This is a genomic window from Paraburkholderia sp. BL6669N2, from assembly GCF_003387275.1.
Lineage (GTDB): Bacteria > Pseudomonadota > Gammaproteobacteria > Burkholderiales > Burkholderiaceae > Paraburkholderia.
The window spans coordinates 4,493,896-4,516,055 of record NZ_QUNA01000002.1 but is presented as its reverse complement, the minus strand read 5'-3'; the positions used below and the strand labels follow the sequence as shown (position 1 = coordinate 4,516,055).

The following is a 22,160-nucleotide window of genomic DNA, read 5'->3' as shown; positions in this document are numbered from 1 at the left end:
CCACACCCACCAAAACACACAACCATGAACCAGTCATCCCATCCTGCTGCATTGCGCGGCGTGTTCCCCGTCGCGCCGACCATCTTCGACGACGCCGGCCGGCTCGACCTCGAAGGCCAGAAACGCTGCATCGATTTCATGATCGACGCGGGTTCGAACGGGCTGTGCATTCTGGCGAACTTCTCCGAACAGTTCGCGCTCTCCGACGATGAGCGCAACACGCTCATGCACGTCGTGCTTGAACACGTCGCGGGCCGCGTGCCGGTAATCGTCACGACTACGCACTTCAGTTCATATCAGTGCGCCGAACGCAGCCGCGCCGCGCAGGCGGCGGGCGCCGCGATGGTGATGGTCATGCCGCCGTATCACGGCGCGACCATCCGCATCGGCGAACGTGGCATCTACGAGTTCTACCGCACGGTGTCCGACGCGATTGATATCCCGATCATGATTCAGGACGCGCCGGTCAGCGGCACCCCGTTGTCCGCGCCGTTTCTCGCCCGCATGGCGCGCGAGATCGATAACGTGTCGTACTTCAAGATCGAAGTGCCGCAGGCCGCGAACAAGCTGCGCGAGCTGATCGAACTGGGCGGCGATGCAATCGTGGGGCCGTGGGACGGCGAGGAGGCCATCACGCTGATGGCCGATCTGGATGCGGGCGCAACCGGTTCGATGACGGGCGGCGGCTACGCCGACGGCATCCGTCTGATCATCGACGCCTACGCGGCTGGCGACACTGAAGCGGCCGCCGCGCACTATCAGCAATGGCTGCCGCTGATCAATTACGAGAACCGCCAGGGCGGCCTCGCCTCGTGCAAGGCGCTGATGAAGGAAGGCGGCGTGATCCGCTCGGATGCGGTGCGCCATCCGCTGCCGCAGATGCATCCGGCCACGCGCGAAGGACTGTTGAAGGTTGCGCGGCGGCTCGATCCCCTGGTGCTGCGCTGGGGTCGTTAAAGCGCGCCGCAACGACCCTGCTCCCACTCACACGCACCCCGCGCGCGCCGACTGCCTGAAAGCGCAGCGCGGCGCGCCCTATCGTCATGGCGCAAGCACACACAACGCCGCGCTCCGCAGCCACCTACGCAAACCCCGTCCCAACGGATGCAGGCCGCCGAAAAAAAACCACGTACAAGCTAGCGGAGAAGTTGAGTAACATAGGCGCGCAAGCTCACCCTGACTCCCTCCATGACCGCCAATCCTCGAGAACTTACGCCGGAAACGCTCGCCGAGCTGCTCGAACGTGTCGCCAAACAAGATGGCGCGGCGTTGCGCGAGCTGTATGATCTCGCCGCCCCGAAACTATTCGGCCTCGCGCTCCGTATATTGAGCAAGCACGAGTGGGCCGAAGAAGTTTTGCAGGACAGCTTCGTCAATATCTGGCGCTTTGCCGGCGACTATCGCCGCGCATTGTCCGCCCCGATGACGTGGATGTCGGCGATCGTCCGCAACCGTGCTCTCGATCATCTGCGGCGGGTCAATACGCAGGAAACGGAATGGAGCGATGCGTTGGACGATCTCGTGGCGACCGGCGACCCGGATCCCGAAGCGCTGACCGCGGTCAGCCTACAGGCGCGTTTGCTGGCCGGCTGCATGCAGCAGCTGGAACCTGCACAGCGCCAGGCGGTCGCCCTCGCGTATCTGCGCGATCAAAGCCATAGCGAGATCGCCGAAGTGCTGAGCGTGCCGCTCGGCACCATCAAGTCATGGATCCGGCGCGGCCTCGCCAAGCTGAAGACCTGCCTGGGAGGCGAGTGATGAATCTCCATCGCTATCCTCAGCTCGTCGATCTGCTGGCCGCCGAATATGTGCTCGGCACGTTGCGCGGCAGTGCGCGGCGCCGCTTCGAACGCTACGCGGACCACGACGCGACGATCCGCAAAGCCGTCGACGAATGGCAGCGGCGCATCTCGCCGATGGCGGAACTCGCCGAGCCGCGCATGCCGCCGGCCGCCGTCTGGGACGCCATCGAACGACGCCTTGGCCTTGCCGCCACGCGCGACGCGGCACGTCCGCGCAGGGTGGTGGAAACACCCGCGCGGCCGTCGCGCAGCATCTTCGAGAACCTGGCGTTCTGGCGCGGCTGGGCGCTCGGCGTCACGGGCCTCGCCGCGGTGGCCGTGGTGGTCGCCGTACGCTCGCTGCTGCCGTCCGCCACGCCGCCTGTCACGGCGCCGACCGTTGCTCAGCAACCCGAAACGGCTGTGTCGCATGTCGCCGTGCTGAACAACAAGGACGCGCATCCGGTCATGCTGGTCGCGTGGGACGAAGCGCATTCGACCATGACGGTGCAGCCGCTCGGCAAGGTCGACCTGCCCGCCGGCCGGGCGATGGAACTATGGGGCATTCCGGCGAGCGGCCATCCGGTCTCGCTCGGCATGCTGCCGGACAGCGCGAACGGCAAGGTCACGGCCGGCCAGCAGAAGCCGGAGAATTACGCGGCGCTGGCCGTGTCGATCGAAGCGCCGGGCGGCTCGCCCGATCACAACGCGCCGAGCGGTCCAGTCGTGTTCACCGGCAAGTTGCTGCCGGTGTCCTAGACGTTTCATCTGCAACAGGCCAAGGCCGCTATTCGCTCGATGTGGATGCCGGCCCTTGTTTCATACGCGATTCCACTCGGCGGCCGCGCGCCGGCTGGACGCAAGGGCGCGATTGCCGCTACCCTAGCCGCTATGCAAAGCTTTTACGAAGCCACTGTCGTCCGTACGTCCGCTTATGCGCCGCTGGCCGGCCGGCGTAGCGCCAATGTCTGCATCATCGGCGGCGGCATGGCGGGACTGTCCACGGCGTTAGGACTCGCTGAACGAGGCGTTGCCGACGTCACCGTGCTCGAAGCCCGGCAAGTGGGTTTCGGCGCGTCCGGCCGCAACGGCGGGTTCGTGTTCGGCGGCTATAGCCTCGATTGCGCCGATCTACTCAAAACCCTCGGCGCCGCACGCGCCCGCGAACTCTATACGCTGACCACCGACGCCGTCGATCTGATGCGCAAACGGATCGCGCGTTATCACATTGACTGCGACGCGACCGACGCCGGCGTGATCCTCGCCAACTGGTTCGACGAACCGGCTCGACTGGAAACGCAGCGGCGCCTGATGCGCGATTCGTTCGGCGTCGAGTGGGAACCGGTAGCGGCGCAGCAGCTCGCTTCGCAACTGAAAACGCGCCGTTATCACGGCGGTCTGTTCGAGCGCAACGCATTTCACTTTCATCCGCTGAAGTACGTCCTTGGCGTGGCTAACGCCGCGGCGCACGCCGGCGTGCGGATCCACGAGGATTCGGCGGTCGTGCGTCTCGAGCGCGACGGCGCCGGCTTCGTGGTGCACACGCAGCACGGCGCGCTCGACGCGCAACACGTGGTGATGGCGGGCGGCGGCTACGCGCGCCGCGTCTATCCGTTGGTCGAACGCGCGGTGCTGCCGATCGCCACCTACGTGATGGCGACCGAACCGCTCGGCGCGCGTCTGCAAGACGCGATCGACACGCGCGCCGCCATCTACGATACGCGCTTCGCCTTCGACTATTACCGGCCGCTGCCCGACACCCGGATTCTGTGGGGCGGCCGCATCTCGGTGCGCGACCGCGCGCCCGAAGTGATCGCGCGGCTGTTGCAGCGCGATCTGCTCAAGGTCTATCCGCAGTTGCGCGACGTGCGCATCGAGTACGCGTGGGGCGGCCTGATGAGCTACGCGCGGCACAAGATGCCGCAGATCGGCCGCAGCCCGGACGGCGTCTGGTACGCGGTCGGCTTCGGCGGACACGGCATGGCGCCGACCACCGTATCCGGCGAGTTGCTGGCGGCGGCGATTGCCGGTGAGCGTCCGGTGCCCGAGGCGTTTGCGTCGTTTGGCCTGACGCCCGCTTACGGCGCGCTCGGCCTCGCGGCCGCGCAACTGACCTACACCGCCATGCAGACACGCGACGCGCTCGCCGCGCGCCGCCGCCCTGCGGTTTGATGTCCGCCGCTACGCGCCCGCACATGCCCGAGACCCGCTCCGGAGGCCGATTTGACCGTGCTAGAATGCGCCGTCATCGCCGCTCGAATACACAATGAAAAAGGGAAGCAAGGCTGCCGAGCCTGATACCACCGGCATCCCGTCCGACACTCCGCGTACCGACGCCCGGCGCAAGTACGATCCCGAACAGACGAAGCGCAACATTCTCGATGTCGCGACCCAGGAGTTCTCCGCGATGGGACTGACGGGCGCACGCGTCGACGCGATCGCGGAGCGCACGAACACCACCAAGCGCATGCTGTATTACTACTTCGGCAGCAAGGAAGGGTTGTACCAGGCGGTGCTGGAAAAAGTGTATGGGGACATTCGCGCGCTCGAACAGGATCTGCACGTCAGCGAACTCGATCCGGTCGAAGGCATGCGCGCGCTCGTCGAGTTTACGTTCGACTATCACGACCGCCAGCGCGATTTCGTGCGGCTCGTCACGATCGAAAATATTCACGGCGCCAAATACGTCGAGCAGGTCAAGACGTTCAAAGGCCGCAACGTCACCGTGATTCATACGATCGAAGATCTGCTCTCGCGCGGTATTGCGGCCGGGCAGTTCCGCAGCGACATCGATCCGATCGATCTGCATTTGCTGATCAGTTCGCTGTGCTTTCATCGTGTCGGCAATCGCCATACGTTCGGCACGGCGTTCGGCCGCGATCCGTCGCATCCGCGTTTGCGTGCGCGGCATCGCGCGATGATCGTGGATGCCGTGCTGCGGTTCGTGCGCAAGGACGATTGAGGCAATCGGGCCTCAAGTAAAAAACGGGACGCGGCTTTCGCCACGTCCCGTTTTTTTTGTCCAGTGCTGAAGCGCTCAATCCGCCAGCACGATCCGCTTGATATCGCCGACGATGAAGATGTACGACAGCGCCCCAACCAGTGCGATCGCGCCGATGAACACCAGCGCACCGACGAACGAGCCGGTTGCCGCGACGATGAATCCCACCACCAGCGGCGTCACGATGCCGGCCAGATTCGCCGCGAAGTTGAAGATGCCGCCGGTCACGCCGAGCAGGCCATCCGGCGCGATGTCCGACACCAGCGTCCAGCCCAGCGCGGCCATGCCTTGCGCGAAAAACGCCACCGACAGGATCGCGATCACCGCCACGTTGCTGTCCACATAGTTGGCGAGAATGATGGTCGACGCGAGCAGCAGGCCGGCGATGATCGGCAGCTTGCGCGCTACGTTCGGCGACTTGCCGCGGCGCAACAGCCAGTCGGAGAATAAACCGCCGAACATCACGCCGATCGACGCGGCAATGAACGGCATGATCGCGAAGAAGCCGATCTTGAGCCACGCCATATGGCGTTCGGTGGCGAGATATGTCGGGAACCAGGTGAGGAAGAACACCAGCGTCGAGTTGCCGGCGAACTGGCCGAGGCAAATACCGGTCAGTTGACGATGCTTGAGCAGGCGTCCGATAGTGCGCCATTCAAAGCCACTTTGTGCCGGTGCCGCCGCGCCCGTGGCGGCCGCTGCATCGGCGTTCTTCTTCCGATGCGTCAGACCGCCGCCCGCTTCGATATAGTCGAGTTCCGCCTGATTCGCCGACGGATGATCGCGCGGCTCGCGGTAGAACATCCACCAGATCACGCCGAACACGAGACCCACGCCGCCCACCACGTAGAACAGCGAGCGCCAGCCGAACGTGCCCATCAGCATGAACAGGAAGGGGCTGAAGAAAGCGAGGCCGATATATTCGCCGACCGTGTACGTGCCGGTCGCCATCGCGCGTTCGCTCTGCGGAAACCACGTGGCAACGACGCGGCTATTGGTCGGAAAGCACGGCGCTTCCGAGACGCCGAGGCCGAGGCGGAATACGAACAGCGCGCCGATGCCGTGCACCAGCCCTTGCGCGAGCGTGCACAGCGACCAGAAGGTCATCGACAGGAAATACGTCACCTTGCTGCCGAAGCGGTCGAGGAACAGGCCGCCCGGAATCTGCGCGGCCACATAGCTCCACGAGAACACTGAGAACAGCAGCCCCATCAGCGCGGCGTTGATGCCGAGTTCTTTGGTCAACTGCGGCGCCGCGATGCCGAGCACCGTGCGGTCGAGATAATTGATCATGGTCCCGACCGCGAGCAGCGCCAGAATCTGAAAGCGGGCTTTCGAGCGGCGCGCGGTGCTGACGGTGGCGCCTTGCGGCGCGGCGGTGTCGGCGGGACTGGATTGAATCGGTTGCTGCATGGGGTGGTCGTCTCCTCGATCTGCTTGTTACCGGTCGACACGCTGCCGGTTAGCGTTGCAACAACGACTGAAAATGGGTGTACACCCGTTCAGCATCCGGTTCGAGACCGGTGAAAATGCGCATGGCGTCGACCGCCTGATACACCGCCATGCCGCCGCCGCTCAGCGTGCGGCAGCCAAGGGCTTCGGCGGCTTGCAACAGCGCGGTGCGAATCGGGAAATAGACGATGTCCGCGACCCATAGATCGCGGTGCAACAATTCAACCGGCAACGGCAAGCCGGGCAATTTCGCCATGCCCGTGGGCGTGGCGTGAATCAGGCCGTTGGCGGCCGCGAGCGATTCGGCGAGCGAACTGCCGGCGCTGACGGTGGCGGCCGGAAAACGCTTCTGCAATTCGTCGGCGAGCGACGCGGCGCGCGCGGCGTCCACGTCGAATAGCGTGAGCGACTTCGCGCCCATGTTCAGCGCGGCGTGCGCGACTGCCGCGCCGGCGCCGCCCGCGCCGAGTTGCACCACGCGCTCCAGCGAGACGTCCGGCAGGCCGCGCTGGAACGCACGCGCAAAACCGGACCAGTCCGTGTTGTGGCCGGTGCGTTTGCCGTCCTTGAACAGCACCGTGTTGACCGCGCCGAGGGCGCGCGCGTCGTCGGAGAGTTCGTCGAGCAGCGGAATCACGGCCTGCTTGCACGGGTACGTGATGTTCAGACCGTTGAAGCCCATGCGTTCGGCCGCCGTCAGCAAATCGGGGAGCGCGGCGACGTCGAGTTTCAGCGCTTCGAGGTCGATACGGCGGTACACATAGTGCAGACCGAGCTTGCTGCCCTCTTCCTCGTGCATGGCCGGCGACAGCGATCCGCCGATGCCCGCGCCGATCAGGCCGACCAGATAGGAATGCGGTGTTGCCTGTGAGCTGGTTTGTGCGTTGGCTTGTACGTTCGCTTGTGCGTTCGCTTGTACGTTCATTTCGCCGCCCTATTCTTAAGAATGGTCGCCATCCGCTCCAAAGCCAGTACATAGCCTTGCGTGCCGCAACCGATGATGATCGCGTCCGCCACGGCCGACACGTACGAGTGATGCCGGAACGCCTCGCGGCGATGCACGTTTGAAATATGCACTTCGATGACCGGCTTTTCGATTGCCGTGAGCGCGTCGGCGATGGCCACCGACGTATGCGTGTAAGCCGCCGGATTGATCACGATGCCGTCGACCTTGGTTCGCGCCGCGTGCAGCCAGTCGATCAGTTGATGTTCGGCGTTCGACTGACAGAAGTCGATCGACAGATTCAGCCGCTCTGCCGCATCGCGGCAAAGTTTCGCGACGTCGTCGAGCGTTTCCGAGCCATAGATAGCCGGCTCGCGCGTGCCGAGCAGATTGAGATTCGGTCCATTGAGGACCAGTACTGACGCAAAATTCATGACAACCACTCCCGCCAGGTAAGGCAAACAAGCCAGCCACGGCGATCGCCGCGGTTTTTCAACGTGAGCGAAGTGTGCGCGCATTGGGCGCCGCCGTCATTTGGGGTTTCTACGAATTTGTACCATCTAGTTAGTTTGTATAAACTGCCGATGACTTCGGTTAGTGTGGGAGTTTGTGGCTTGCGTTTTGTTGAGCCGTGTAACGAACTGGTCCAATTTCCGCATTGCAGCATGGCCGCCGCCGAACATGCGAGCGTCGCGCCTGGTTGCGCGCCAATTCAACAGCCGTTCGACTGTTTTAGCAGGAGCCGTTCATGCAACGTTCGATTGCCACCGTGTCGATCAGCGGAACCCTTGTCGAGAAGCTGACCGCGATCCAGGCGGCGGGCTTCGAAGGCGTCGAGATTTTCGAGAACGATTTGCTGTATTTCGACGGCTCGCCTGCCGACGTGCGGCGCATCGCCGAAGATCTCGGGCTGACAATCATGCTGTTTCAGCCCTTCCGCGATTTCGACGGTGTCAGCCCCGAGCGCCTCGAGCGCAATCTCGACCGCGCGAAGCGCAAGTTCGACGTCATGCATGAACTGGGCACGGACCGAATTCTGGTGTGCAGCAACGTTTCGCCCGACACCATCGGCGACGACGCGCTGATGATCGATCAGCTCGGCGCGCTGGCCCGCGCGGCGGAGGCGGCCGGCGTGATCGCGGGCTATGAAGCGCTTGCGTGGGGCAAGCACGTCAAGACTTACCGGCACGCGTGGAAGCTGGTGAACGCCGTCAATCATCCCAATCTCGGGCTGGTGCTCGACAGCTTCCACACGCTGTCGTTGAACGACACGCCGGACGCGATCGCCGACATTCCGGGCGAGCGCATCGCCTTCGTGCAGATCGCCGACGCGCCGAAGCTCGCCATGGACGTGCTCGAATGGAGCCGCCACTACCGCTGCTTCCCGGGCCAAGGCGATTTCGATCTGGCCAATTTCACGGCGCAGGTCGTCAAAACCGGCTACAGCGGGCCGCTTTCGCTGGAAATTTTCAACGACGGCTTTCGTGCCGCGCCGACCACCATCACGGCCGCCGACGGTCATCGCTCGCTACTCTTTCTGGAGGAACAGACGCGCGCGCTGCTCGAAAGCACGCAACAGCCGGTCGGCGACCTGTACCGCTCGCCCGCGGCGCCCGCGCACGTCGGCTATCAGTTCCTGGAGTTCGCGGTGGACCACGGCACGCGCGCGCAACTCGTCGACTGGCTCGGCAAGCTGCGCTTTCGCGAAGCGGGCCGGCATCGTTCGAAGGAAGTCACGCTGTATCAGCACGGCGCGGCCTCGATCGTGCTGAACGCCGAGCCGGATTCGTTCGCCAACGCGTTCTTCCAGCAGCACGGCTTGTCGCTGTGCGCGTCGGCATTTCGCGTGGACGACGCCAATCAGGCGTTCGAACGCGCCGCCGGCTTCGGCTATGCGCCGTTCTCCGGGCAAATCGGCCCGCACGAGCGCGTGCTGCCCGCCGTGCAGGCGCCGGACAGCAGCCTGAACTATTTCGTCGACGAAACCCCGGACCAGCCCACCTTGTTCGAGGCCGATTTCGTCCTCACCGACATCAACGGCCCGAGCGAAGTGGGGCCGCTAAGCCGCATCGACCATGTGTGCCTGTCAGTGCCGGCGAATTCGCTGGATACGTGGGTGCTGTTTCTGCGTACTGCTTTGGGCTTCCAGGCCGAGCCCGGCGTGCTGGTGCCCGATCCTTACGGCCTCGTGCGCAGCCGCGCGCTGCGCAGCCACGACGGTTCGGTGCGTATCGTGCTGAATGCCTCCGTGGACCATCACACGGCGGTGGCCGAGGCATTGCACACCTATCACGGCTCGGGGCTGAACCACGTCGCCTTCAGCACCAGCGACATTTTCAGCGCGATCCCCGAGTTCGTCGCGGACGGCTTGCCGGTGCTGCGCATCCCGCGCAATTACTACGAGGATCTGGCCGCCCGCTACGCGCTGCCGGACGAGACGCTGGACGCACTGCGGGCCAATAACATCCTGTACGACCGCGACGAGCGCGGCGGCGAGTTTTTCCATGCTTACACGGAGCAGCTCGACCAGCGCTTCTTCATGGAGATCGTCGAGCGGCGCGGCGGTTACGACGGCTACGGCGCGGCCAATGCCGCCGTGCGGCTCGCCGCGCAGGCGCAGCGGCGCAAGTAGGCTTTGAGCGCATCAGGCAGGCGAATTCAGGCCCGGCGGTTGCGGCCAGGCGGGCACGGCGCGTGCGTCATGGGCGGGGTAGCCGCGCCGCACCGATATAATGGCGCCTGATTTCGCGGCCGATGCCGCGCGGTTGCGCCAGAAGCGCCGCCACGTGCGCCTGTGTCGGCCGAACGTAACGTCAGGAGAAATATGAAGAAGTTTGCCGTAGTCCTGTCAGTTCCCCTGCTCCTCAGCGCTTGCGCGTACTTCCAGAAGAATCCGGATGCCGGCGAGCCCGTCACGGACACCACCACGCAGCGCTCAGTCAACGACGTGGTCGCGTGCCTGACGCAGTTGGCCACCAGCCACGACGCCGCGTTCAAGTCCACCGCGATCCCGCAAGGCCAGATGCTCGACTTCGGCGATTCGAATATCGTCAAGGTGCGCAGCGACAACGGCGCCACGACTTACCGTTTCTATGCGGGCAAGCGCCATGTGAGCAACCTGTGGATCGAATCAGCGGGCAAAACCTGCGCCCCGTAGGGTTGCCGGCGTAAGTGTCACAATCGGTAACATGGGCCGGTGCAATCATCATGTCACGGTGTTACAGGACAATGGTCTCTTAAGAATCGTTTAAGACTTCGTCCGCATCATCCACCCGACACTTACCCGCACAGGTGCTACCCATGAACCAGCCTGATCACGACACGAACGACGCACCGGCGCCGGCCAAGCGGCCCACCATCCTGCGCCGCCTGTTGAGCCACCACGAGCTGGCGACGCTGCTGCTGTTGCTGCACGCGCCGATCGACGCGTCCGCGAAACCCGAGATTCCGCAGCTTCACGAAGCCGGTCTGATCGAAACGATTTCCGGTGACGCCGGCGCCTCGCGTATCCGCTTGACGCCCGAAGGCAACGCCGTGCTGCGTGGCCTCGGCGTGAAGTAACGCGCGCTTTCATATTCGAGTTTGAAGACGCGCGCGTACAGCGAAGGGCCACGCCCTTTCGTCGAGCCGAACGCCGCTCAGAGCTCCTGACGAACACCACAGCCGCGTCACACGGCTTACGCCTGCCACACGCCGTACCCCGCTTCACGCAGTCCAATCGCCAATTCCACTTCCATGTCCTGGGCGCCGCGGTAAGGCATGGGATTGAACACCTCATAGAGTTCGGGCACGAGCCGCAAGCCGTAATCGCGCACATAGCGATTGGCCTGAATGCCAGCCTTATGCCGGTCGAAGCGCAGATCCGGGTCCAGTCCGGTCATTCCCACATATACGCAAGGCTTGTCGAACCGGTAGTCCGGATTCGCACGGCGAAACCGCGCCTCGTTCCAGACCTTGTCGTCCAGCGCGACCACGTAGACGTAGTAATGATGCCTGCGACGGGCCATGTGCAGCGCTTCAGCTCCGCGAAGTACCGTGCAACAGCATGCGGTATTCAGTCGGCGTGATGCCGACGGTCGCCTTGAACTGCCGCGTGAACGCGCTGTGGTCGGTGTAGCCGCATAGCGCGGCGACGTCGGTGACCTTGTCATGCGAGACCAGCAGCGCCGTGGCCGCGTCCAGCCGGGTTTTCAGCAGCACCTGACGCGGCGTCAGATGAAACACCTTGTGAAAATAGCGTTCCAGTTGCGCGACCGACATATCCGCCATCGCCGCGAGCTGCTTCAGATTCAAAGGCTGGACGTAATTTTCCTGGATGGACTGCACGACCGCGGCAAGGCGGCTGTAGGCCGGATGGCTGCTCTCGTCCGCCTTCAGATCGCGGGAAATGCCGGCGAGGCCGACCACCTTGCCGGCGGGATCGCGCAGCGGCTGTTTGCAGGTCAGACACCAGCCCGGCTGGCGGCCGGGATACAGATGCAGTTCCAGTTGATCGATCATCTGGTTGCCGACGTTGATGATCGCCTTGTCCTGTGCCGTGTAAATGCGTCCGAAGCGGCGCGGGAACACGTCCTCGGCGGTCCGGCCGAGCAGCGCGGACTTTTCCTTGAAGCCGCAGCGCGACGCGAGCGTGCGGTTGACCAGCGCGTAGCGCGCCTCGGCGTCCTTGACGAAGAACACGACGTCCGGCATCGCGTCGAACACCGGCTCGAGCAGCCTGAAGTGCGACAGCATGCCGGACAGCGTTGCGTCGTCCGGCTCGAGCGGATGAGCGAGCGTGTTCATCGTGCGGGTTCCGTTGGTCCGTGCGTCGAGGGGGCAGTCGGGCGACGTGCGGTCGATTATAGGGCCGCGCCGCCGCCGACAATATCCGCCGGCGTGCCGGCAAATGGGTTAGTCAAGCGGGTCAGTCAAGCCGGGGCGGCTCCGCGGCGGCCGCCATCAACGTGCCGATTTGCGCCGGACTGAAGGGCGGACGCGGCGCGCCGGACTGCCAGCCGAAGTACAGGTTCGCCGCCGTGCCGCAGATTCGTCCCTGGCAGGCGCCCATGCCGCAGCGGGTGTGCAGCTTGGCCTCGCGCCAACTGGCAAAGGCGCGCACCTCGCCGATACTCACGTCCTCGCAGCGGCAAAGCAGCGTGGCATCGGCGGGCGGTGTGCGCGCCGCGTCCCGCAGGGCGAAGGCGGTTTCGACGCGGCGGCCGAACCGGCGCCAGCGCTCGCGTTGCGCGTCGAGCGCGGCACGGCCTTCGGCAGCGCCACTTGCGGCGAGGCCGGCAATCTCGCCCTCCACGCCGGCCAGTTCCGCGCCGCCGACGCCGGTGCACTCGCCCGCCGCCAGCACGGCTTCGACAGACGTGCGCTGATCGTCGTCGACGACGATCTCGCCCGCTTCGCTGATCGCGCAACCGAGCGCCTGAGCCAGCGTGATGTTCGGCACGAGTCCATAACCGCTGGCGATGCGGTCGCAGTCGAGCACGACGCGCCTCGCTTCGCGGCCGCGCCGGATGGTGACCTGCTCGACGCGGCCATCGCCCAGCGCCTCTTCCACGATGCTGCCGGTCCAGTAATGCAGGCCCGCGAAGCCGCGCGTCAGGCCGACGGCTTGCCGCAACTTGCCGGGCGTGGCCAGCAGCGAGGTGCCGAAACGCGCGACGTCGAACGCCGAAGCCTGTTCCACCACCGCCGCCACCCGAGCCTCGGCCGCACGCGCGGTCGCGAGCGCCGCGATCAGCAACGGTCCGCTGCCGGCGATCACGATCCGCTCGCCACGCACCGGCACGCCGCCTTTGATGAGCGCCTGCAGTGCGCCAGCGCCGGTCACGCCGGGCAAGGTCCAGCCGGCGAACGGCAGAAGCCGTTCACGTGCGCCGGTCGCGAGAATCAGGCGCTCATAGCTGACACAGGCGCCGCCGCGTTCCGCCGATTCGAGCAGCAAGCCGCGTGAACCCAGCGGCGCGATCACGCGAGTCGACGGCCAGTGCGTGATGGCGCTTTGCCCGCTGATCGCAGTCAGGAAGTCGCGCAGCGGCGCCTGCGGCGCCTGGCCCGGACCTTGACGCCAGATCTGGCCGCCTGCGCGTGGATTGTCGTCGAGGAGCGCAACCGTAGCCCCCGCGCGCGCAGCGGCGGACGCGGCGTTCAAACCAGCGGGTCCGGCGCCGACGATGACAATGTCGTAGCGGTAGCTCATCGCGCGCCCGCCGCGTTTCGGGTGAGAACGATCTGGCCTTCGCGGCACAGTGTCTGACACGCCAGCGCATGCGGCCGGCCGTCGATCGTCACGCGAAACTCCTGGCATACGCCCATGCCGCACAGCGCGGCGCGAGGCTGGCCGGTCACCGAGGTCCGCGTGCCGCGCACGCCCGCCAACGCGAGCGCCGCGGCCACAGTCGTGCCGGCCGCGACGTCGATACGGTTGCCGTCGATCGTCAAGCTCACACGTGCTTCGGCGCTCGCATTACGCATGAATGACCTTCTCGACAAAACGAACGGGCAGATAAGGCTCGACAGGAATCGGCGCAACGGTCCCTGCGATCTGCGCGGCAAGCAGCTTCGCGGTGGCAAGCGAGGTCGTCACGCCCAAACCCTCGTGGCCGGTGGCAAGCCAGACGCCGGGAGCGAATTCGCCGGCCGGACCGATCAGCGGCAGGCCGTCCGGCGAGGCCGCGCGAAACCCGGTCCATGCGCGAATGCCGTTGAGCGTCGGCAGTGCCGGGAGATAGCAGGCGGCGCGCTGCAGCATCTGCGCGAGCACGGGCATCTCGACGGCGGGATCGGTGGTGTCGAACTGGCGCGACGAGCCGATCAGCAATTGACCCGTGGGCCGCGGCTGCGCGTTAAACGCCACCGAGGTGCCGAGCGCGTGATGCGCGCTCTTGATGTACCCGAGTTCGAGCAGTTGATGCCGGATCAGTTCGGGATAGCGGTCCGTGATCAGCAGGTGGCCCTTCTTCGGCTGCAACGGCAGCGACGCCACCAATTGCCGCGCCCCCAAACCATTGGCCACGATGACGTGAGCCGCGCCAACGCGCTCGCCATCCACAAGCGCGACGCCGCTCGCGCTGACCGACGCCACCGCGGCGCCCAAACGCACATGGATATTTGCCGCGCCCGGCGACCGCGTCAGCAGCCATTCGGCGACGGTCGGCGCATACACGATGCTGTCGTGCTCGATTCGCAAACCGCCCGCCATCGACGCCGCCAGCGCCGGCTCGCAAATCCGCAACGCGGGCGCGTCGAGCAGTTGCGCGGCCATGCCTTGAGCCTCGAACGCCGCATGCATCGCGCGGGCGGCCTGCCACTCTTCTTCGTCGGCGGCGACCCAGAGCGTGCCGCAGCGCGCGAACGCGTCGCGCGGACGCAGTTGCGGCGCGAGTTCCAGCCACAAGTCTCGTGAATAGCGGCTCAACGCGAATTCGGCCGGCGAGTCGTTCATCACGACAATATGACCCATGCCCGCCGCCGTCGCGCCGCCGCCGACGCCCTGCGCGTCGAGCACCTCGACCCGCATGCCGAGCGCCGCAAGTTCGGCCGCGCACGCCGCGCCGACAATGCCCGCCCCGACGATCAGCGCGTCCGCCGTCATGCCGTGCGGATGCCCCAGGCGAACGGATCGCGCTCGTCGAAGCACAGGCGCGCCTCTGCCGTGACGTACGCGTGACCGGTGATGGTGGGAATTACGTGAACGCCGTCGCCGGCATGGTGATAGCTCGCCTCAAAGACGCTGCCGATGATGCTCTCCTGCCGCCACACCGCGTCTTCGGCCAGTTTGCCGTCGGCCGCGAGGCAGGCCACCTTGGCGCTCGTGCCGGTGCCGCACGGCGAGCGGTCGTACGCACTACCGGGACAAAGCACGAAGCTGCGGCTGTCGATGCCATCGCGCGAACCGGGTCCGAAGAGTTCGATGTGATCGATCAACGTGCCATCGGCGCCGGTGATGTGCTGCGCGATCAGCGCGTCGCGAATCGCGCCGCTGAACGCGGTCAATTCACCGATCCGCGACGCCTCCAACGCGCGCCCGTGGTCGGCGACGAGAAAGAACCAGTTGCCGCCCCAGCCGATGTCGCCGGTCAACACGCCGTGACCCGGCACGTCCACCTGCACGGAGGCGCGATAGCGATACGCCGGCACATTGCGCACGGCGACACTGCCGTCCTCATTGAGCGTCGCTTCGACGATGCCGACCGGCGTCTCGATCCGATGGCGCCCCGGCCCGATCCGCCCCAGGTGCGCCAGCGAGACGACGAGACCGATCGTGCCGTGCCCGCACATGCCGAGATAGCCGACGTTGTTGAAAAAGATCACGCCGGCCGCGCACGCGGGGTCGTCCGGCTCGCAGAGCAGCGCGCCCACTACGACGTCCGAGCCGCGCGGTTCGGTCACGATGCCCGCGCGCCAGTCGTCGAACTGCGTACGGAACACGTCGAGTCGTTGCGCCAGTGTGCCGCCGCCGAGATTGGGGCCGCCCGACACCACGAGGCGGGTCGGTTCACCGCCGGTGTGCGAGTCGATGATGTCCAAGGTTTTCATGATGCTCATGTTAGAAACCGCGGCCGGGCGAGTCTTGGTGTGCTTACGCGTGGATTGTGACGATTTCGGCATAGCTACGCGATGCCGTGGCGACTTTGCTCTATCTCGCTATCGGCGCTTGAGCACGTGTGCGGGACGTACAACGGGCGTGGCTCGGCGCACCCAGCATCACGCCGGCTACGCGCTTTCAACGCGCCTCGCCTTTGCATCCCGAAATAAGCCATGCGCCTTGATCCGGCGACTCTCCATGCAGATCGACTATGCTGAAATCGTCATTCGTCACGCGCGATTCACGCAAGACGGCAGGATTTTCCCTGCTTACACTGCGCTGAACACATTAACAGTCAGGAGAGCAGTCGTGGCGCATATCTGGGAAGGTGTATTGCCCGCAGTCACTACCAAATTCAACGCGGATTTCAGCATAGATCGCGTATGGACCGGCAAGAATATCGAGGCGCAGATCGACGCCGGTGTGGACGGCATCATCGTGTGCGGATCGCTGGGCGAAGCGTCGACGCTCTCGCTGGATGAAAAGCTGCAAGTGCTCGACATCGCCGTCGAGGCTTCGCGCGGCCGCGTGCCGGTCCTGCTGACGATCGCCGAAAACAGCACGCTCGACGCCTGCCGTCAGGCCGAAGCGGGCAGCCGTCATGGCGCGGCCGGTTACATGGTGCTGCCGGGGCTGCGTTACCTGTCGGACCGCCGCGAGACGCTGCATCATTTCCGCAGCGTTGCCGACGCGAGCGCCCTGCCGCTGATGATCTACAACAATCCGCTCGCCTACGGCGTCGACATGACGCCCGACATGTTCGCGGAAATCGCCGACGAGAAGAAGATCGTCGCGATCAAGGAATCATGTGGCGACGTGCGGCGCGTGACCGACCTGATCAACGCCGTCGGCGACCGTTTTGCGATTCTGTGCGGCGTCGACAATCTCGCAATGGAAGCGATCCTGATGGGCGCGCACGGTTGGGTAGCCGGTCTCGTGTGCGCGTTTCCGCGTGAGACGGTGGTGATCTACAAGTTGCTGAAGGCGGGACGCCTGGAGGAAGCGCGCGCGATCTACCGCTGGTTTGCACCGCTGCTCGCGCTCGACGTGTCGGCGAAACTGGTGCAGAACATCAAGCTTGCCGAAACGATCGTCGGACTCGGCACGGAGCCGGTGCGCCCGCCCCGTCTGCCGCTCGCCGGCGACGAACGCAAGGCCGTCGAAGCGTTGATTCGCAAGTCAATCGAAACGCGGCCCGCGCTGCCGCAGATTTGATCCGGCGCGGCTCGCTGGCGTCAGGCCGCCTGTTTCTCGACGTCGATATCCGCATCGACAACGGCGGCCGCACCCTGGCGCAGATGCAGCAGCCGGTAGCCGCTTTTATAAACCGGTTGCAGCCGGAATTCGTTCTGCGGCTCGATCTCGAGCAGGAGGCGCAGCCGCGAAACGTGACTGTCGATGGTGCGGGTGAATTCGCGGAACTCGCGACCCCACACCATTGCGAAGATGTGATCGCGCGACAGCACACGGCCGATGTTGGAGAAGAACAGCGACGCCAGCCGGTACTGCGTGCCGGACAGTTGGACCGGTTGGCCGCGCAGCATGACGAGTTGACGATGCGTGTCGAAGTGGTATGGACCGGCATCGAAACTGGCGGAACTGAACCGGTCCGGATACGCCCGCCGCAGCAGCGCCGTGACCCGCTCGCGAAACTCGGCTGCGCGCAGCGGCAATGCGACATAGTCGTCCGCGCCGGCGACGAACGCGCGCACGATGTTTTCCTCCGCCGTGTCCGCCGATGCGAATATGACCGGCAGACGGTCGCCGCCCACCGCGCGCGCCGCGCGCAAAACCTCGGCGCCGGACAGGCGCAGGCCCTGCCAGTCGAGCACCAGCAGATCGACCGTGGAACGCGCGAGCGTTCTCGACATGCTCAGGCCGTCGTCGAAGGTGGTGCAGGAATGACCAGTGCTCGTCAGGACCTTTTCGATCGACTGACGCATGACCAGGTCACGCTGGAGAATGGCAATACGCATGGGATGACTCGTAAGATGGCTCGGACGCGATTCTCAGAGGCGGGCCCATTCCATCCCATAGGAGCAATCCTAATTTACATATGAATCGATCTGGCCGGACAGCGCACGCTCCGTATTCCTACATTCTCTAGTGACAAGTCCTCAGCGCACCGTCGTCGCAATTGCCGCCAAAAAGCACGTTCGAGGGAACTTTTCCCAATCGAATTAAGCACTTCCCGAAGCAATCGGCTTTCATCCTGTAAAATCCCGCCTGGCCCCAGTCGTCAACGCGCTTGCCCTACCCGGACCGGCGCGCCGGTGTTCCGTGCTCTACCCAGCGCTTGCCACACTTCTCGCCCGACGACCGCCGTATTTCCACGCGCTACGTGTGGCTTCCAATTCAAAACATGACACAAGCAATGCAAGCGACAAATCTGGGTGGAGCGCAGGCTGTCACCCCACGCCCTCTCGGGCGCAGCGATTACAAGACGCTCGGCCTCGCCGCCCTTGGCGGGGCACTGGAGTTCTACGACTTCATCATCTTCGTATTTTTCGCGCCGGCGATCGGCCAGCTATTCTTCCCGGCGGCAATGCCGGACTGGCTGCGGCAGGTGCAAACCTTCGGCATCTTCGCCGCGGGCTATCTGGCGCGGCCGCTGGGCGGCATCATCATGGCGCATTTCGGCGACCTGTTCGGCCGCAAGCGCATGTTCACGCTGAGCGTGCTGCTCATGTCGGTGCCGACGCTGATGATGGGCCTGCTGCCCACCTACACCAGCATCGGCGTGCTGGCGCCGGTCCTGCTGCTCCTGTTCCGCGTGATGCAAGGCGCGGCGGTCGGAGGCGAAGTGCCGGGCGCCTGGGTGTTCGTCTCGGAGCATGTGCCCCAGCGGCACATCGGCTATGCGTGCGGCACGCTCACGGCCGGCCTGACCGCGGGCATTCTGCTGGGCTCGCTGATCGCCTCGGCAGTGAACCGCAACTTCGCGCCGGCGGAAATCTCCGCGTACGCGTGGCGCATCCCGTTCCTGGTCGGTGGCGTGTTCGGCATGTTTTCGGTGTATCTGCGCCGCTGGCTGCATGAAACGCCGGTGTTCACCGAACTCAAGCAGCGCAAGGCGATCGCCGCCGAAGTGCCGCTCAAGGCCGTGCTGCGCGATCACGGCCGCGCCGTGATCGTCTCGATGCTGCTTACGTGGATGCTCTCAGCCGCGATCGTCGTCGTGATCCTGATGACGCCGACGCTGCTGCAAAAGCAGTTCCACATCGCGCCGGCCACGGCGTTGCTGGCGAACTGCGTGGCCACGCTGTGCCTGACGATCGGTTGCGTCATGGCGGGTTCGATTGCCGGCCGCATCGGCGCGGGGCGCACGATTTTCATCGGCGGCCTGGCGCTGGCGGTGACGTACTACGTGATGTTCCAGCAACTCGCCGTCGACACCTCCACGCTGGTGCCGCTGTACGCGGTCGCGGGCCTGTTCGTCGGCGTGATCGGCGCGATTCCTTTCGTGATGGTCAAGGCGTTTCCGCCGGTGGTGCGTTTCTCCGGGATTTCGTTCTCGTACAACGTGGCGTACGCCATATTCGGCGGGCTCACGCCGGTCGCCGTGTCGCTGATGATGAAGTCGAACCCGATGGCCGCTCCGATGTACGTCGGCGCGATCTGCGTTCTCGGGGCACTGACCACGCTGTTCATCAAGGACGCGCCGCAGAAACACTGATCGGCTGCTTGTGCTTTGCAGCGACGGCGTGCCGCAACGGTGCGCCGTTTTTGTTTGCCTCATCGGGTTCGACGCCTTGCGCTGGCGCGTGACATCCACACTTCACGCCGCGCCGAAACATGGTGCGCTGCATCGGACCTACGATGTGTCGCATTGGTGACACTCAATCGAAACCTGATCCGGTCAAAACAAACCTGACTTGGCCGTTTTCGACAAACAAAACTGTTCTGCGCGCCCGCTTGACCTGTCTAGACTGCTCACAAACAAATCTGACTTGGCTCTAACCTGCTGATCTTAATGAAGGTTTTTCGGACGCCACCAACTCGTCGACGGCTTGCGGCGCAACTCGGCGTTGACTCTTACGCACCCGAACCCCGGCCGCCTACTATCTCAAGCTGGACTTCCTAACGCAAAGCCTTGTGCGTAGGGGATCGGCAAAATTTTGGGACAAAGAAAACTGGTTTCGTTAAAACCGATTGCAAATAAATCTGACCTCACTGCCTTCCGCAGCTCTGCGGCAAAGCTGCATTGATCAGACGACACAACTTGGCTGCAGTCCCGGCACCCTCGTCTACCACTGTTTCGTCCGCTAGGACTCCCAGGTCACGATTGGCTCGGACAGTGACTCCGCCTGCCGCAGTCAGCCCGCACGTCTCACCAATCCCTGTCGAGCGGCAGATTCCCTGGCCTGCGGAGACACCCCGATGGCCGCCCTCGGCAAAGCTGTATATGGACCTAGGGCTGCCGATCGATAGTGACGAGCCAACGTCAATTGAAAAGACCGCCGTATGCTTCGGCCCTATCAACGCCAACTGACGATCTTCAGTTGGCCGGACAAGGGACATCCTATCCGCCCCGACATTCGAGGTCTTCAAATCATTCTGAGGATAAACCGATGTCAACACTGCACTTCTGAAACCAGCATGTTATGAACTATGTCCACAGAAAATCTGTCGTTGCCCAACACCTACGAGCATCCATTGGTAACAGAATCCGAGTCGAAACCACCCTCGGCGTAAGCGGCTCGGCAGGGCCGGTCCCCGATTCGCGCGCGCGTGGAGCATGATGTGAGAGCGTGGGTAGGTCTGGCGTAGACCAAGTGAAGATCGTTCCATGATCGTGGCCACGATCTATCTGGATCTACGCGGTCAAACGTTGGACGTGAGCGCAGCGGCCAGCTTCAGTTTGTCGGCCACGTTCCAGGGAAGCAGTTCGTCGATGCGATTGACCTTGTGGTCCGCAATATGAGTAAGCACGTATTCGAGGTAGGCACGTGGGTTGACTTCGTTGAGCTTGCACGTACCGATGAGACTGTACATCGCTGCCGCACGCTCACCACCGCTGTCGGAGCCGACGAACAGGTAGTTCTTCCTGCCCAGAGCGACACAACGCAGGGCATTTTCTGCGAGTACATTGCTGATCTCGGCGCGTCCGTCCTCGCAATAGAACTTGAGCGCCGCCCAGTGGTTCAGCGAGTAGTTGATCGCGCCCGTGAGCGTAGACTTCTTCGACAGCGTCGCAAGCTTGGCCCTGATCGTCGATTCGAACGTGTTGAGCAGAGGCTTGCTCTTCTCCTGCCGCACACGCAACCGCTCATCGGGAGGTTTGCCGCGAATGTCGGCTTCGATGCTGTAGAGCTCGCCGATCATCTCGAGCAGTTTCTGGGTATCCGCAGTCGGCGTACGCTCGTGAACGTCATATATGTACCTCCTCGCGTGATCCCAGCATGCCGCTTCGAAGACGTCGCCGCTTGCGTACAGCTGATCGAAGCCGGCGTAGGCATCCGCCTGCAGGATTCCCTTGAAGTTGGCGAGGTGCGTTTGCGGATGAACACCCTTGCGGTCCGACGAGTACGAGAACCAGACTGCCGCAGGCTCCGTCGAGCCCGAGCGTCGATCGTCGCGCACATAGACCCAGAATCGACCGGTTGTCGTCTTCTGGTTGCCCGGCGTGAGGACGGGAACCGTCGTGTCGTCGCCATGGAGCTTACCGGCAGCCAGCACGTAGCGCTGGATCGCCTCGACCAGCACCATGCAGAGTTCGACGATCTGGCCGACCCAGCGGCCCATGGTGGCGCGATCAAGCGTCACGCCGTCGCGCGCCGCGATCTCCGACTGGCGATAAAGGGGTTGGTGATCCGCGAACTTCGATACCGCGATATCGGCCAGCAGGCTTGGATGCGCGATGCTGCGCTCGATCGGCAGGCCCGGCATCCGCAGTTGTTCGATATGCCTACAGCCGGGGCAAAGCAATTTGCGCCGGATCGTGCGGATCACCTTGAATGCGGCGGCTACGCGCGCGAGCTGTTCGGAGACGTCCTCGCCCAGCGGCTGCATGGTCGTCGCGCACCTTGGGCAGAGCGGATCAGGTTCGAGTACGATCTCTTCGCGCGGCAGGTGCGGCGGGAGCGGCTCTCGCGAAGGCGATTTGCTGGCCGGCGCATTCGGTGTCCTGTCGCGCTGGTTACGCGCCTCGGTAGCACCCCGACCGCCCGTCAGGTCCTCCAGTTGCGCCTCGAGCTTGTCGATCTGCTTCGCGAGTTGTTCGGACTTGCGCCCGAAGTGCATCCGCCTGAGCTTGTCGATCTGCGCCTTCAGGCGCTCGATCTCGTCATCTCGCGCGGCGAGTTCCTCCACCATCTTCGCAATCGATGCCTGGTGCTCAAGCAGCGATACCTGTTGCGCGAGCACCATGGCACGGAGCTCGGCGACGGTATCGGGAAGCGG

21 protein-coding genes are annotated in these 22,160 nt (G+C 64.4%); 10 read left to right on the top strand and 11 right to left on the bottom strand.

Features of this window, described 5'->3' with window-relative positions; genetic code table 11:
* The first annotated feature begins 24 nt into the window (after positions 1-24).
* From B0G80_RS42880 to B0G80_RS42860, 5 genes are all read left to right on the top strand, one after another.
* Positions 25-957: a dihydrodipicolinate synthase family protein gene (locus B0G80_RS42880; protein ID WP_116123527.1), complete on the top strand. Its 933-nt coding sequence runs from the start codon at positions 25-27 to the stop codon at positions 955-957.
* Between the two features lie 231 nt (positions 958-1,188).
* Complete coding sequence (locus tag B0G80_RS42875; protein ID WP_106277286.1) at positions 1,189-1,758, top strand: RNA polymerase sigma factor; 570 nt, start codon at positions 1,189-1,191, stop codon at positions 1,756-1,758.
* On the top strand, positions 1,758-2,540 hold the full coding sequence (locus tag B0G80_RS42870) for an anti-sigma factor domain-containing protein (RefSeq protein WP_116123526.1): 783 nt from the start codon (positions 1,758-1,760) through the stop codon (positions 2,538-2,540). The genes B0G80_RS42875 and B0G80_RS42870 overlap by 1 nt, the downstream gene beginning before the upstream one ends.
* Positions 2,541-2,672: 132 nt before the next feature.
* Positions 2,673-3,953, top strand: a complete 1,281-nt coding sequence (locus B0G80_RS42865; protein ID WP_116123958.1) for an FAD-binding oxidoreductase — start codon at positions 2,673-2,675, stop codon at positions 3,951-3,953.
* A gap of 94 nt (positions 3,954-4,047) precedes the next feature.
* Positions 4,048-4,743 (top strand): TetR family transcriptional regulator, encoded by a 696-nt coding sequence (locus B0G80_RS42860; protein WP_116123525.1) that lies wholly within the window; start codon positions 4,048-4,050, stop codon positions 4,741-4,743.
* A gap of 75 nt (positions 4,744-4,818) precedes the next feature.
* On the opposite strand, the gene B0G80_RS42855 is transcribed toward B0G80_RS42860, so the two are convergent.
* Genes B0G80_RS42855 through aroQ form a run of 3 tightly spaced genes read right to left on the bottom strand, consistent with a single transcriptional unit; the run spans position 4,819 to position 7,611 of the window.
* Positions 4,819-6,195 (bottom strand): MFS transporter, encoded by a 1,377-nt coding sequence (locus tag B0G80_RS42855; RefSeq protein ID WP_116123524.1) that lies wholly within the window; start codon positions 6,193-6,195, stop codon positions 4,819-4,821.
* A gap of 49 nt (positions 6,196-6,244) precedes the next feature.
* Positions 6,245-7,159, bottom strand: a complete 915-nt coding sequence (locus B0G80_RS42850; protein WP_116123523.1) for a shikimate dehydrogenase — start codon at positions 7,157-7,159, stop codon at positions 6,245-6,247.
* The gene (gene aroQ / locus B0G80_RS42845; RefSeq protein WP_116123522.1) at positions 7,156-7,611 is read right to left on the bottom strand and encodes a type II 3-dehydroquinate dehydratase; all 456 of its coding nucleotides are present in this window, start codon (positions 7,609-7,611) and stop codon (positions 7,156-7,158) included. The genes B0G80_RS42850 and aroQ overlap by 4 nt, the downstream gene beginning before the upstream one ends.
* 314 nt (positions 7,612-7,925) lie before the next feature.
* On the opposite strand from aroQ, the gene B0G80_RS42840 reads away from it, so the two are divergent.
* The 3 genes from B0G80_RS42840 (at position 7,926) to B0G80_RS42830 (ending at position 10,738) form a co-directional block, all read left to right on the top strand.
* Positions 7,926-9,809, top strand: a complete 1,884-nt coding sequence (locus B0G80_RS42840; protein WP_116123521.1) for a bifunctional sugar phosphate isomerase/epimerase/4-hydroxyphenylpyruvate dioxygenase family protein — start codon at positions 7,926-7,928, stop codon at positions 9,807-9,809.
* Positions 9,810-10,001: 192 nt separating this feature from the next.
* Positions 10,002-10,334, top strand: a complete 333-nt coding sequence (locus tag B0G80_RS42835) for a hypothetical protein (RefSeq protein ID WP_106277271.1) — start codon at positions 10,002-10,004, stop codon at positions 10,332-10,334.
* Between the two features lie 143 nt (positions 10,335-10,477).
* On the top strand, positions 10,478-10,738 hold the full coding sequence (locus tag B0G80_RS42830) for a hypothetical protein (protein WP_106277269.1): 261 nt from the start codon (positions 10,478-10,480) through the stop codon (positions 10,736-10,738).
* Between the two features lie 116 nt (positions 10,739-10,854).
* Here B0G80_RS42830 and B0G80_RS42825 read toward each other — a convergent pair whose 3' ends face one another.
* The 6 genes from B0G80_RS42825 to B0G80_RS42800 form a co-directional block, all read right to left on the bottom strand.
* Positions 10,855-11,184: a hypothetical protein gene (locus tag B0G80_RS42825; protein WP_106277267.1), complete on the bottom strand. Its 330-nt coding sequence runs from the start codon at positions 11,182-11,184 to the stop codon at positions 10,855-10,857.
* 10 nt (positions 11,185-11,194) lie between these two features.
* Positions 11,195-11,962: an AraC family transcriptional regulator gene (locus B0G80_RS42820; RefSeq protein WP_116123520.1), complete on the bottom strand. Its 768-nt coding sequence runs from the start codon at positions 11,960-11,962 to the stop codon at positions 11,195-11,197.
* A 121-nt stretch (positions 11,963-12,083) separates the two neighbouring features.
* Positions 12,084-13,370, bottom strand: a complete 1,287-nt coding sequence (locus B0G80_RS42815; protein ID WP_116123519.1) for an FAD-dependent oxidoreductase — start codon at positions 13,368-13,370, stop codon at positions 12,084-12,086.
* Complete coding sequence (locus B0G80_RS42810) at positions 13,367-13,645, bottom strand: 2Fe-2S iron-sulfur cluster-binding protein (protein ID WP_116123518.1); 279 nt, start codon at positions 13,643-13,645, stop codon at positions 13,367-13,369. The genes B0G80_RS42815 and B0G80_RS42810 overlap by 4 nt, the downstream gene beginning before the upstream one ends.
* The gene (locus B0G80_RS42805; RefSeq protein WP_116123517.1) at positions 13,638-14,765 is read right to left on the bottom strand and encodes an FAD-binding oxidoreductase; all 1,128 of its coding nucleotides are present in this window, start codon (positions 14,763-14,765) and stop codon (positions 13,638-13,640) included. Before B0G80_RS42805 ends, B0G80_RS42810 begins: the two co-directional genes overlap by 8 nt.
* On the bottom strand, positions 14,762-15,718 hold the full coding sequence (locus tag B0G80_RS42800) for a 4-hydroxyproline epimerase (RefSeq protein WP_116123516.1): 957 nt from the start codon (positions 15,716-15,718) through the stop codon (positions 14,762-14,764). Before B0G80_RS42800 ends, B0G80_RS42805 begins: the two co-directional genes overlap by 4 nt.
* A gap of 349 nt (positions 15,719-16,067) precedes the next feature.
* Between B0G80_RS42800 and B0G80_RS42795 the strand changes: the two genes are divergently transcribed.
* Positions 16,068-16,973, top strand: a complete 906-nt coding sequence (locus B0G80_RS42795) for a dihydrodipicolinate synthase family protein (protein ID WP_116123515.1) — start codon at positions 16,068-16,070, stop codon at positions 16,971-16,973.
* Between the two features lie 20 nt (positions 16,974-16,993).
* Here B0G80_RS42795 and B0G80_RS42790 read toward each other — a convergent pair whose 3' ends face one another.
* Entirely contained in the window at positions 16,994-17,734 is a 741-nt protein-coding gene (locus B0G80_RS42790) for a response regulator transcription factor (protein WP_106277253.1), read from the bottom strand.
* A 398-nt stretch (positions 17,735-18,132) separates the two neighbouring features.
* Here B0G80_RS42790 and B0G80_RS42785 point away from each other — a divergent pair, with 398 nt between their 5' ends.
* Entirely contained in the window at positions 18,133-19,434 is a 1,302-nt protein-coding gene (locus tag B0G80_RS42785; protein ID WP_116123514.1) for an MFS transporter, read from the top strand.
* A 1,148-nt stretch (positions 19,435-20,582) separates the two neighbouring features.
* Here B0G80_RS42785 and tnpC read toward each other — a convergent pair.
* Positions 20,583-22,127: an IS66 family transposase gene (tnpC, locus tag B0G80_RS42775; protein ID WP_116123957.1), complete on the bottom strand. Its 1,545-nt coding sequence runs from the start codon at positions 22,125-22,127 to the stop codon at positions 20,583-20,585.
* Positions 22,128-22,160: the final 33 nt, after the last annotated feature.

What these genes read in the sequence shown, in the direction of transcription:
- B0G80_RS42870 (WP_116123526.1), top strand. Translation starts at nt 1,758, where the DNA reads ATGAATCTCCATCGCTATCCTCAGCTCGTCGATCTGCTGGCCGCCGAA.
- tnpC (WP_116123957.1), bottom strand. Translation starts at nt 22,127, where the DNA reads ATGGTGCTCGCGCAACAGGTATCGCTGCTTGAGCACCAGGCATCGATT.
- B0G80_RS42860 (WP_116123525.1), top strand. Translation starts at nt 4,048, where the DNA reads ATGAAAAAGGGAAGCAAGGCTGCCGAGCCTGATACCACCGGCATCCCG.
- B0G80_RS42820 (WP_116123520.1), bottom strand. Translation starts at nt 11,962, where the DNA reads ATGAACACGCTCGCTCATCCGCTCGAGCCGGACGACGCAACGCTGTCC.
- B0G80_RS42875 (WP_106277286.1), top strand. Translation starts at nt 1,189, where the DNA reads ATGACCGCCAATCCTCGAGAACTTACGCCGGAAACGCTCGCCGAGCTG.
- B0G80_RS42855 (WP_116123524.1), bottom strand. Translation starts at nt 6,195, where the DNA reads ATGCAGCAACCGATTCAATCCAGTCCCGCCGACACCGCCGCGCCGCAA.
- B0G80_RS42825 (WP_106277267.1), bottom strand. Translation starts at nt 11,184, where the DNA reads ATGGCCCGTCGCAGGCATCATTACTACGTCTACGTGGTCGCGCTGGAC.
- B0G80_RS42805 (WP_116123517.1), bottom strand. Translation starts at nt 14,765, where the DNA reads ATGACGGCGGACGCGCTGATCGTCGGGGCGGGCATTGTCGGCGCGGCG.
- aroQ (WP_116123522.1), bottom strand. Translation starts at nt 7,611, where the DNA reads ATGAATTTTGCGTCAGTACTGGTCCTCAATGGACCGAATCTCAATCTG.
- B0G80_RS42815 (WP_116123519.1), bottom strand. Translation starts at nt 13,370, where the DNA reads ATGAGCTACCGCTACGACATTGTCATCGTCGGCGCCGGACCCGCTGGT.
- B0G80_RS42830 (WP_106277269.1), top strand. Translation starts at nt 10,478, where the DNA reads ATGAACCAGCCTGATCACGACACGAACGACGCACCGGCGCCGGCCAAG.
- B0G80_RS42790 (WP_106277253.1), bottom strand. Translation starts at nt 17,734, where the DNA reads ATGCGTATTGCCATTCTCCAGCGTGACCTGGTCATGCGTCAGTCGATC.
- B0G80_RS42785 (WP_116123514.1), top strand. Translation starts at nt 18,133, where the DNA reads ATGCAAGCGACAAATCTGGGTGGAGCGCAGGCTGTCACCCCACGCCCT.
- B0G80_RS42850 (WP_116123523.1), bottom strand. Translation starts at nt 7,159, where the DNA reads ATGAACGTACAAGCGAACGCACAAGCGAACGTACAAGCCAACGCACAA.
- B0G80_RS42840 (WP_116123521.1), top strand. Translation starts at nt 7,926, where the DNA reads ATGCAACGTTCGATTGCCACCGTGTCGATCAGCGGAACCCTTGTCGAG.
- B0G80_RS42835 (WP_106277271.1), top strand. Translation starts at nt 10,002, where the DNA reads ATGAAGAAGTTTGCCGTAGTCCTGTCAGTTCCCCTGCTCCTCAGCGCT.
- B0G80_RS42880 (WP_116123527.1), top strand. Translation starts at nt 25, where the DNA reads ATGAACCAGTCATCCCATCCTGCTGCATTGCGCGGCGTGTTCCCCGTC.
- B0G80_RS42810 (WP_116123518.1), bottom strand. Translation starts at nt 13,645, where the DNA reads ATGCGTAATGCGAGCGCCGAAGCACGTGTGAGCTTGACGATCGACGGC.
- B0G80_RS42800 (WP_116123516.1), bottom strand. Translation starts at nt 15,718, where the DNA reads ATGAGCATCATGAAAACCTTGGACATCATCGACTCGCACACCGGCGGT.
- B0G80_RS42865 (WP_116123958.1), top strand. Translation starts at nt 2,673, where the DNA reads ATGCAAAGCTTTTACGAAGCCACTGTCGTCCGTACGTCCGCTTATGCG.